This is a genomic window from Candidatus Brocadia sapporoensis (genome assembly GCF_001753675.2).
Taxonomy (GTDB): domain Bacteria; phylum Planctomycetota; class Brocadiia; order Brocadiales; family Brocadiaceae; genus Brocadia; species Brocadia sapporoensis.
In genome coordinates, this window is record NZ_MJUW02000096.1 from 21,630 (window position 1) to 32,210 (window position 10,581).

The following is a 10,581-nucleotide window of genomic DNA, read 5'->3' on the forward strand; positions in this document are numbered from 1 at the left end:
TTTTGCAGGTTTTTTAGCACCTTCCTTTTTCCCATTGATAGGGGGTTTTGGTTGCAGCTTTGCTGCGTTATGAAAGTATTTGACCTGTTTCAGGATTTGTGTTAAAATCTTCCCATTGAAAATTCTAAGGAGAAAGGGTGAAGGGGAGAAGTTTAAGAGGTTTGCGAAAGGCTTTTCCACTTCACTCTTTCTCCTTAATCTTTTTTACTGATGTAGTGCATTTTTAACTTAATTCTGTTTTTGGAGAAGAAAGAAACGTATGGCGGACGAATTGACCTATGCATTGATTACCCCCTACAGCCTTTTAAAAAGCCGCACCGGCGGTATTTTAGGCCGGCTGCTTTCGCTATCAAATCTGGATTTTGTGGGCGTGACCATGTTTGCCCCGAGTGATGCCTTTGTTGATAAATATTGCGCTACCATTGAGGAACAAGACTGCAAGCCATCATGGAAAAAGGCCATGAAAGACTATATTAACAGCAATTTCCGGAGGGTGAACAAGTTTGGGATTACCAACAGGATGGTATTGCTTTTTTTTAAAGGCCCCCGTGCCCTTGAAAAATTGAAGGATGAGGTGATCGGGCCGATTACCAGCTTTCAGGGGCACACCATTCGGGGGAGCTTCGGAGATTTTGTAGAGAGTTCGGATGGCAAAATCGAATATTTTGAACCAGCAGTTGTATCTGCGGCAGACCATCGCACGAATGATAAACAGTTAGCCCTGTTTGCTGAATATTTGTCAAACGATGGTGGGGTTTTAGAGGACATTGTCAAGTTTTCCGAAGGAGTGAAGGCCGAAACAACCCTGGTCATTCTCAAACCCTTTGAGGAACAAAGTCCGTTACCAGGAAATATGATTGATATGTTTTCAAGGACGGGTTTATTCATTGTCGGAATTAAGCTTTTGAGAATGAGTATTGCGCAGGCAGAGGATTTTTACGGCCCGTTAATCAACATCTTTCGGGAAAAATTGAAGCCCAAACCAGAGAAAATCGCTGAAAAGCTCAAAGAAGCTTTAAAATCTGTTTTAACCTTTGAAGTGCCGAATGCGATTATGAATAGCCATGCAGAGCAGTTGTCAGAGCAGCTTAAAGATATGAATGCAATGAACGAATTTAACAAAATTGTGCAGTACATGACGGGTCTGGACCCTGAAAAATCAAGCCCCGCAGATAAGAAAAGACCAGGAACCGCCAGATGTCTTGCCTTGTTATATCGTGGCCCGGATGCCATTCATAAAATACGAAATATCCTCGGGCCTACGGATTCAAAGAAGGGCGAACCCGGCAAGGTTCGCAGAATTTATGGTGAGGATATTATGAAAAATGCAGCCCACGCCTCAGATGCTGTAGAAAATGCCGAACGTGAACGGAAGATTATTGGGCTGTGGGATAATAAGGGACACTGTGAGCTGAAAGAGATGATCGAAAATTATTTGCGGTCAAAGGGATCATGCTGATACAAAAGATAAATGTAGGTCCTTTGCAGGTGTGTTGTTACCTTGTTATCGACAAGGAAGCTGCTGAAGTGATGGTTATTGACCCTGGCGCAGACGAGGGAATGATTATTGCTTTTTTAAAAAAACAACAACTGCTTCCAAAAAGTATTGTAATCACCCATGGGCATGGCGATCATATCGGCGCCAATGCCGAACTAAAAAAATCCTTTCCTGATGTGCATATCTGCGTTCATGAAGCAGACCAGGACATGCTCCCTTATCCGGCAAAAAACCTTTCCATCCTTGCCGCTTTTTATGGAGGCACAACGGTGAGGTCGCCGGTGGCGGATCGATTGCTGAACGATGGGGATGCGGTTGCTGTCGGAAAATATACCTTTGAAATCATTCATACACCGGGACACACGCCAGGTGGAATATGCCTGTACTATAACGATCCGAAGGATGAAAACCCCCCCGTGCTGTTTTCCGGGGATACCCTTTTCAAAGAGAGTATTGGCAGAACGGACTTTCCAGGCTGTAATCAAAAAAAACTCATACAGGCCATCAAAGAACGATTGTTTGTGCTGGATGAAAGAACGATCGTGTATCCAGGTCACGGGCCATCAACGACGATAGCGGAAGAGAAAAAAAATAATCCTTTTGTTGCTGAGGTAATCATCCATGGCTGAAAGAAGAGAAAACATAAAAGAGTTATTCATTGAAGAAGAGATGAAGGATTCGTATCTGAGCTATGCCATGAGTGTCATCATGAGCCGTGCGCTTCCCGATGTAAGGGATGGGCTAAAACCATCGCAGAGACGTATTCTGGTGGCCATGAATGATCTTGGGCTTGGTCCCCGTTCCAAATTCAGAAAATGCGCCAAGATTGCAGGTGATACCACAGGTAATTATCATCCACATGGTGAACAGGTGGTTTATCCCACCCTCGTTCGCATGGCGCAGGATTTTAATTATCGATATCCACTGATTGAGGGGCAGGGGAACTTTGGCTCTATTGATGGAGACCCTCCTGCAGCAATGCGTTACACGGAAGCCCGTATGACTGAAGCGACAATGATTATTATGGAGGATTTGGAGAGAGAAACTGTTGATTATGTGCCCAATTATGACGATACCCGGACGGAGCCGGTTGTCCTTCCTTCCAAGTTCCCCAATTTACTGTGTAACGGATGTTCCGGTATTGCGGTCGGCATGGCCACGAGCATTCCACCTCACAATGTGAATGAGATCTGCGATGGAATTGTTGCAGTTATTGACAACGCAGAGATCACCGTTGATGAATTGATGAAGATCATCAAGGGGCCTGATTTCCCCACGGGGGCTTTAATCTGCGGTATGGAAGGGATCAGAGAGGGATACCGGACAGGGCGCGGAACGATTATCGTCCGGGCACGGGCGCACACAGAAACATCAAAAAGCGGGAAAAAGAGCATTGTTGTGACGGAGATACCCTACCAACTGAACCGTGATAATATCCTGGAGCGGATTGCTGTATTAGTGCGGGAAGATCAGCTTAAAGGTATTTCAGATATTCGCAACGAAAGTGATCGGGACGGAAGCCGTCTGGTTATAGATCTGAAGAAAGGGGAGGACGAAGAAGTTGTTCTCAACCAACTTTATAAACACACAAAACTCCAGGATAGTTTCAGCATTATTATGATCGGCCTGATCAACAATCGGCCGGAAACGCTCAACCTGAAGCAGATGTTGGTCTACTATATTGAGCATCGAAAAGTTGTCATCATCCGAAGAACAAAATATTTACTGGGGAAGGCTCAGGCCAGGGCTCATATCCTGGAAGGGTTAAAGATCGCCCTTCAAAATATTGACAGAATCATCCAGTTGATCAAGACCTCAGATTCTATTGAAACGGCGCGACGGGGACTCATGAGCGAATTCTCCCTCTCGGAACTACAGGCAAATGCCATTCTGGATATGAAACTTCAGAGGCTGACGGGACTTGAACAAGGGAAAATCGAAGAAGAGTATAAAAAATTATGTGCCGATATCAAGGGATATCAGGCGATCCTGTCTGATGAAAAGTTGGTGCTGAATATTATTAAGAAAGATATTGAGGAAGTGAAGGAACGCTTTGGTGACAAACGCCGCACGGAGATCGTTAGCGCCGTTACGGAGTTGAATATGGAAGATCTTATTGCCGAAGAAAGCGTCGTCGTTATTATTAGTCACGAAGGCTATATTAAGCGATTACCCATTGCCTCATACCGGAAGCAGCACCGCGGCGGCAAAGGTGTCTCCGGTGCTGATATGAAAGAAGGGGATTTCATCGAGCATCTGTTTGTAGCTTCAACCCATGATTATATCCTGTTTTTTACTGACCAGGGCAGAGTTTACTGGCTTAAGGTTTACGATATACCGCAAATGGCCCGAACGGCTAAAGGAAGAGCGCTTATCAATTTGCTTGAGTTAAAAGAAGACGAAAACGTAACTTCTCTCATTCCCATAAGGGATTTTGACGAACGGCAACTGGTTATGGCCACCAGGAATGGAATTGTGAAAAAAACGGTGCTCAATGCCTACGGAAATCCGAAAAAGGGCGGTATTATCGCCATTAACCTGGATGAAGAGGACAAGTTGATCGGGGTGAAATTAACCAATGGCAAACAGGATATTATCCTTGGCACCGAACAGGGAAAAGCCATGCGTTTTTCAGAAGAGGACGTCAGAACCATGGGGCGCGTTACACACGGGGTAAAAGGAATCACTCTTAAGGAGAACGATAAGGTGCGGGATATCGTGATCGTTGATGAGCAGGCAACGCTGCTAACGGTTTGTGAAAAAGGGTTCGGAAAACGTACCGACTTTGCCGAATATCCCGCTCATCGCCGGGGTGGACAGGGTGTTATTAATATTAAAACTACCGAGAGAAACGGAAAGGTTGTTTCGCTGATTGATGTGAGAGACGAAGACGAACTGATCATGATCACTGCGCGGGGACAGGTTATCCGTACCCCGGTTAATACCCTTCGCACCATTGGAAGGAACACGCAGGGGGTTACTCTCTTTTCCATTGAGGAAGGAGACAAGCTAGTCTCTGTTGCGCGTGTTGTTCCGGAAGAGACGAAGGCAGAAGGGGGAGCCGAAGAAACGGTAAACGAAGTGGAAGAGGAGAAACCCACGGATGAAGGTGCACCGGAGGATGCTCATGAGTAAATTGCCCGGTCGTTGTTCATAACACCTCGTTTTTAAAATTTCTGCAAAATATCTTTTCTTTATTGAGGGTGCGGAAGATGAATCCCGATGACGAGTATTGGCTGCCTTTTCATGGGGTTTTTAAAACCTTATCCTGCCTTAAAAACAGGCATTCCAGAAAAAACTATTACGACAATGGACCAGAAATTTCCCATATCCGCCTGTATTATCACGTTTAATGAGGAATCACGCATCCGCGATTGCCTCGAGAGTGTGAAGTGGGTGGATGAGATTGTTGTGGTGGATTCCTTGAGTACCGACAAGACGGTGGATATTTGCAGGGAATATTCTCGCAAGGTGTATCAACGGCCATGGCCGGGTAATATCGACCAAAAAAACTATGCCATGGGTCTGGCTAAAAACGACTGGATCCTTAGCCTTGATGCTGACGAACGACTTTCGCCAGGACTTATTCGAGAGATTCAGGATGCTATCCGTAACCCGGGTAATATCCCGGGGTTCTTTTTCCCGCGGCGCAGTTTCTATTTAGGCCGATGGATCTGCCATGGGGAGTGGTATCCTGATTACCAATTGCGACTCTTCAAAAAGGACTGCGGGCAGTGGCAAGGCACAAATCCTCATGGGCGAGTTATCGTACCGGGGAAAACCGGCTACATGAAACATGATCTTTATCACCTCAATTATAAAAACTTTTCGCATCAGTTGAGAACGATAGACAATTACTCCACGATTTTCGCTGATATTATGGCCGATCGTGGCAGGGGTTTTAGCTTCCACAAACTCCTCTTTCAGCCTCTGTATAAATTTATCAGGGGATATTTTTTCAAGAGAGGTTTTCTGGATGGCCTGCCTGGGCTTATCATCGCAACCTCGAGCGCCTTCTATATTTTTGCAAAACAGGTAAAGCTCTGGGAACGAGTACGAAGTCCTGAGAAAAAAGACAGCGAAGGGAGTAAAAGGTAGGTCTATACTCAATGCAATTCTTTCGGCAGATCGTGAGTTTTTTCTGTTCTCCTGTTTCTATACCGAATCCTTCTGAGTTTACCGGGTATCTGTCGAAGAGAATCAACCATGTTCATTGGCTTATCCATAACCAACACGCATTTCTCATTCCTTTTCTTGAACGCTTGAAAGATGCTACCGCAGAGACTCTGATGGCAACCCCCCTCCCGAGACGGCATCACTATAAGAAGATGGGCGAATTTGAAATTACCTATAAAGGCAAAAAAGAGCCATATCTCGTAAAAATATATAACTACCCTCGTCTGCTTCAAAAGATAAAACAGTGTTTTAAAAATACACGGGGATTCCACGAATTTAATGCCGCCTACTTGACGGCAATGAGAGGGATTCCGGTAGAAGTACCGGTTGCCTGTGGAGAGCGAAAGTATTTCTTCACGAAAGAATCCTACTTGATTGTAAGGAAGATCAGGAACAGTCAGTCGATCCGTCAGTATTTCAAAGGTAACGCCCCGCTGAAAGAAAGAAGAGATATTTTGAGAAAATTCGGCAGCCTTGCACAGAAGATGCACAAATCAGGGATACAGCAAGATGCCTTTTCTCTGGATAATTTTTTAGTATACGATGAAAACGGAGCCAAGAAGATCATCGCAATCGATTTTGAAATGGTGTCAGTTCACACACGGAGCCTTATAGAGAAGCTTTGTCTCTGGTATCTGGCAAAACTAAACCGTGAGAAAGGCAATTTCACTGATACGGAGCGGGTCAGATTTCTCTTGTCGTACATGAGCCACGATATTGCCCGCTGGAAAACAATTGCAGGAGACATTGAGTCCATGACGGTGCAGATACAAAAGAAAGGTGCAAAAAAGGCATCCAGGCTTTGTGTTCGTGAAAATAAGAAATTTGGTTTCTTCAAAAACGCTCAATTCCGTGGGTTTTACCGGAGAAATTATTTAAGAGAAACTCTGGAAAAGGCGTTGTATATTATGGAAGAAACCGGGCAGGATGACATTTCGATAAATCATCTGCACATCTTGCGATTGACTCGAAACAGTCCATCGGGGTTCGATTGTCGCAGCTTGAAACAATTATGGATAAAGGCAAACACTTTGTTTGCATTAAAAATTGACGTGCCCGTGCCTGTGGGTGTTTTTGAAAGACACTCCCCAAATGAGCGAAAGGAAGGTTTTCTTATCTCTGAGATGCCGGATAACTGCACCCCCTTGAGTCGTTATCCTAACTGGTTTTCTGATCAAAATATTTTCCTTTCCCTGAAAAGGCTCGCAGAACAAGTTTCGCCCTTTGGCACCCTAAATAAGCAACTGAGTTGCCAGGACATCTTTGCCCTGGTGCAGGGGAACCGTTTCCGATGTTATCTGGGAAATTATCATTCCTTTTCAATCAATCGGCTTCCGGGAGTAGCGAACAAATCGATCAATGTGCAGACAATCAGGAATCTATTCCAAGCGCACCATGCATCGGCAACACAATAAGACACGAAGTTTGCTATTATTTCGATTTTTCATTGTCTCTGTGCCTGACGTCAAACTTATCTGGTCGCAATAGGGTGCAGAGGAATCTTCATTTAGTGTAATGGTTTGTTATAGCCGTTTAAATTTTTTTTCGGCTGAATTGCAAAGATTTTTCCAGGCCTCTTGTTTGATCCTGAATTTAGTACCATGATTATGTCAAGTTCTTACATCAAAATCGACAAAGGTTAGTTCTTCTTCAAGGCATTTTATAAACCCATTAATATCAAAACCAGACATAACCTACAATTCGGTGAATTTAAAATACTCACATCAGTTTTCTATTTTCCTTTCGGATACCACATGATGCAGTAAAGCCGCAACCAAATCTCCCCCCTATCGTTCGATTGATCCTTCGGCAAGCCCAGGATATTGCGCTGTGCATGGTGAGCCTGCCGAACCATCACAACAAAGTCAAGGGGGCGAAGGGGCATAAGCACTAACTTGTTTTATTAACAAATTTTATTCATCATGGTATTTTTATATCAATCATCTTGCCAGCTTATAGGAGGACAAAGCCATGATGAAGATTGGGACATTCTCAAAACCCTTTTACCAAACGATTGGAAAAGTTTAGCTGTAGATACAAATGCGTTAAAAGGCTTGCGCAAGGATAAATCAGAAGAAGCCATTAAAATAGTTCATAAAAAACTTAAAAGACATACAAGCAAAAAGGGTATTGAACTGAAACCGGAGACCTTTATTTATGCCAAGTACGCAATTGTGTTCGCCACGTTTCCTGGAAATCAATTTACCGCTTTTGATATCTTAGAATGGTATAGAATCCTATGGCAAATTGAGCTGGCCTTTAAAAGATTTAAACAAATCGCGCAATTTGGATATTTACCGAAATACGATGATGATAGTTCGAAATCTTGGCTTTACGGCAAATTATTCGCTGTTCTTTTAACAGAAAGATTAATAGATTTTGCCAAGTCCTTCCCCCCGGGGATACACCATGTTCCAGTCAGAGGACTCAAAGCCAATGGAGTAAACTTACTTTTATGTTTCATCAAGTAAAACGGGTTATAGAACCGGCGTTATTATTACAGGAAGTTCTTTACTCCTGGAACGGCATTGCTTGCTCTTTAGCAGAAAAACCAAGAACCCGAAATATGCAACTCTCAAAATACTTCGAGTTCACTTAAAACAAGTTAGCGCTTAAGGGGAAGTTGAATATTGTGGAGCATTTTTCTATAATCATGTCAGCTCTTCGGGATTTTTCTTCCTGCCCGTTTTCCCTATTGACTCTTAACAGTTCCGAGATAATATTTCCTGTCACTGTTAGTTACAAATAAATTATACAATATTAAAGAAAAAAATTGGGAGATGTTTTACAATAGCGAAGCAACTGTAAGTGAAATGTTAGAGCGATTAGATACCAGGATAAAAAGAGCGAAAATTTCAGAAAAAATCGAAGCATTAAAAAACAAGTAATCATCGAATAACGAAGGTCTAGCCCCTCTGAACTAATCCCCCAAGTTATGTCTTCGGTTGTGGGGTTGCATGGATTCCGTTGTGATGGTCCGAAGGGCTCACCAGCACGGAGCTACATCCTGAGCGCCTGACGAAGGACCGAAATATATCGCACTGACAAACAATGTTTGTCAGTGCCATCCTATAATCCGCTTAAATAAAATGAAAATTCCTATACAATTAAATTAAAAATATTTTCACAAACCTTTTTTACAAAACGGTACTAAGGATATTATTCAATCATGGAAATTGCTGAATTTTTTTTAAAATTTTTAATGATTCTGGTGTTCGCAAAGTTCTTTGCGGAGATGTTTGCTTATTCGCGGCTTCCTGCTGTTCTGGGAGAGGTTGCTGCTGGTATAATTTTGGGCCCCAGCCTTCTGGGGGTTTTAACAGTAGATGCGACGCTTCGCCTGCTGGCAGAAATTGGGATATTACTCCTGCTGTTTGAGGTTGGGCTGGAAACGGATATAGGTCAAGTTGTAAAAGTGGGGGCACAATCATTTTTAGTTGCAATCAGCGGGGTTGCAGCGCCTGCAATTGCCGGCTACTGTTTAAGTAAATACGTTTTTAATCAATCTGGTATTACCTCACTTTTCATTGGTGGGACAATTGTAGCCACAAGTATTGGAATAACGGCACGCGTGCTCATCGATATAAAGAAACATCGATCCAGAACAGCCAAGATCGTCCTTGGCGCCGCAGTTCTTGATGACATTATCGGTGTCGTTATTCTTGCAACGTTGTTTGATTTTGCTGTAAAGGGAGAGGTTAGTATATTTGATACGGTCAAAATCGTTGGATTTATCTCCATCTTTTTACTCATTGCACCGATAATTACGAAACTGTTCGTCCCGCTAATCTCAAAAGCGTCCAATTATAGCAAAACGGACGGAACAATACCCACGATTATGGTTTCTCTGATTCTTGCCCTTGCGTTTATTTCGCACAAAATCGGCGCTCCTGGAATACTTGGTTCTTTTGCGGCCGGCATTGCGTTAGCGCGACGTTTCTTTCTCCCGCTAGGTTCCGCAATAGACCATCACAGCCCTGCTCTCGCCGAAAAAATTGAGGAAAACATGAAGCCAATTATCGGTCTTTTTGTCCCCGTATTCTTTGTGGTTGTCGGGGCTTCAATCAACATGAAAGTAATTGACTTCTCATCAATAACCTTCTGGCGGATGGGTGGGCTTTTGGTTCTCATTGCCATTGTCACAAAAATGATAAGTGGTATATGGGCCAAGGGTGGTTTAAGGACAAAACTTTCAACAGGCATTGCTATGGTTCCAAGAGGAGAAGTAGGCCTCATATTTGCCGAGGTAGGAAAGGAAGCAGGCGTGTTTGATGATCTCATTTATGCAATCATTGTTTTCGTTGTCGCCTTAACGACACTGATAGCACCTGTTTTATTGAGGTTCGTTATGAGGGATGAAGAATGAAGTGGTGTCGACTCAGGCCCAAACAGAGCAAAGGGCTGGCACAATGACTTAGGATTGACTTATCTGCTTTCTTCTTTTTTGCCTAACGATGCTTCACAAGACTAACCGCGCTCTATTCCCAACTCTTCCTTATCAAACCGTACGGTCAGTTTTCCCGAAGATGACTTTCCGATCCTTTCGTTGACAAGAAGGAAGCGAATCGTCTTCATTTCCACTCGTTACCAGATGCTTTGAACAATGCGTCAAAGCACTTTTGAATTACACATTTTTCTTATGTCGATAGGCTGGAGTAACCCAATAGAGGGCTTTTATTCTATGACTATCAGATATCCATGTTTCAATGGATAAACCCCGATAAATGAATAAAATGAAGGATTGTGGCAAGACCGCTCTGATTGGAATTTGAAGATGCTTTTTGTCATATCACAGCAAGAGACAAACGGGGAGGCAGAATATTTTTGATGACAGAGACCGGGAAAAGTTGTACCTAAATTCTGCAAACGATTTTCGCAGTGCGAAAATCGACCTTCTGTAATACCCT

General features: G+C 43.4%; 6 protein-coding genes and 1 pseudogene. All 7 read left to right on the forward strand.

The genetic code is table 11. The annotated features are described in order from the left end of the window. Window positions 1-259: 259 nt before the first annotated feature. The 7 genes and pseudogenes from BIY37_RS08770 to BIY37_RS08800 all read left to right on the forward strand — a co-directional run bounded on the left by BIY37_RS08770 (window position 260) and on the right by BIY37_RS08800 (window position 10,040). Window positions 260-1,459, forward strand: coding sequence for a nucleoside-diphosphate kinase (locus BIY37_RS08770; RefSeq protein WP_070067466.1), 1,200 nt, complete (start codon window positions 260-262; stop codon window positions 1,457-1,459). Beyond that, the gene (locus BIY37_RS08775; RefSeq protein ID WP_070067467.1) at window positions 1,453-2,127 is read left to right on the forward strand and encodes an MBL fold metallo-hydrolase; all 675 of its coding nucleotides are present in this window, start codon (window positions 1,453-1,455) and stop codon (window positions 2,125-2,127) included. The genes BIY37_RS08770 and BIY37_RS08775 overlap by 7 nt, the downstream gene beginning before the upstream one ends. Then, window positions 2,120-4,633 (forward strand): DNA gyrase subunit A, encoded by a 2,514-nt coding sequence (gene gyrA / locus BIY37_RS08780; RefSeq protein ID WP_070067468.1) that lies wholly within the window; start codon window positions 2,120-2,122, stop codon window positions 4,631-4,633. Before BIY37_RS08775 ends, gyrA begins: the two co-directional genes overlap by 8 nt. A gap of 87 nt (window positions 4,634-4,720) precedes the next feature. After that, entirely contained in the window at window positions 4,721-5,596 is an 876-nt protein-coding gene (locus BIY37_RS08785) for a glycosyltransferase family 2 protein (protein ID WP_080324968.1), read from the forward strand. Between the two features lie 11 nt (window positions 5,597-5,607). Next, window positions 5,608-7,089, forward strand: a complete 1,482-nt coding sequence (locus tag BIY37_RS08790; RefSeq protein WP_070067469.1) for a lipopolysaccharide kinase InaA family protein — start codon at window positions 5,608-5,610, stop codon at window positions 7,087-7,089. A gap of 651 nt (window positions 7,090-7,740) precedes the next feature. Next, a pseudogene (locus tag BIY37_RS08795) lies at window positions 7,741-8,119 on the forward strand (IS4-like element ISCku3 family transposase); the annotation flags it as partial. A 724-nt stretch (window positions 8,120-8,843) separates the two neighbouring features. After that, window positions 8,844-10,040, forward strand: coding sequence for a cation:proton antiporter (locus BIY37_RS08800; protein WP_070067471.1), 1,197 nt, complete (start codon window positions 8,844-8,846; stop codon window positions 10,038-10,040). Window positions 10,041-10,581: the final 541 nt, after the last annotated feature.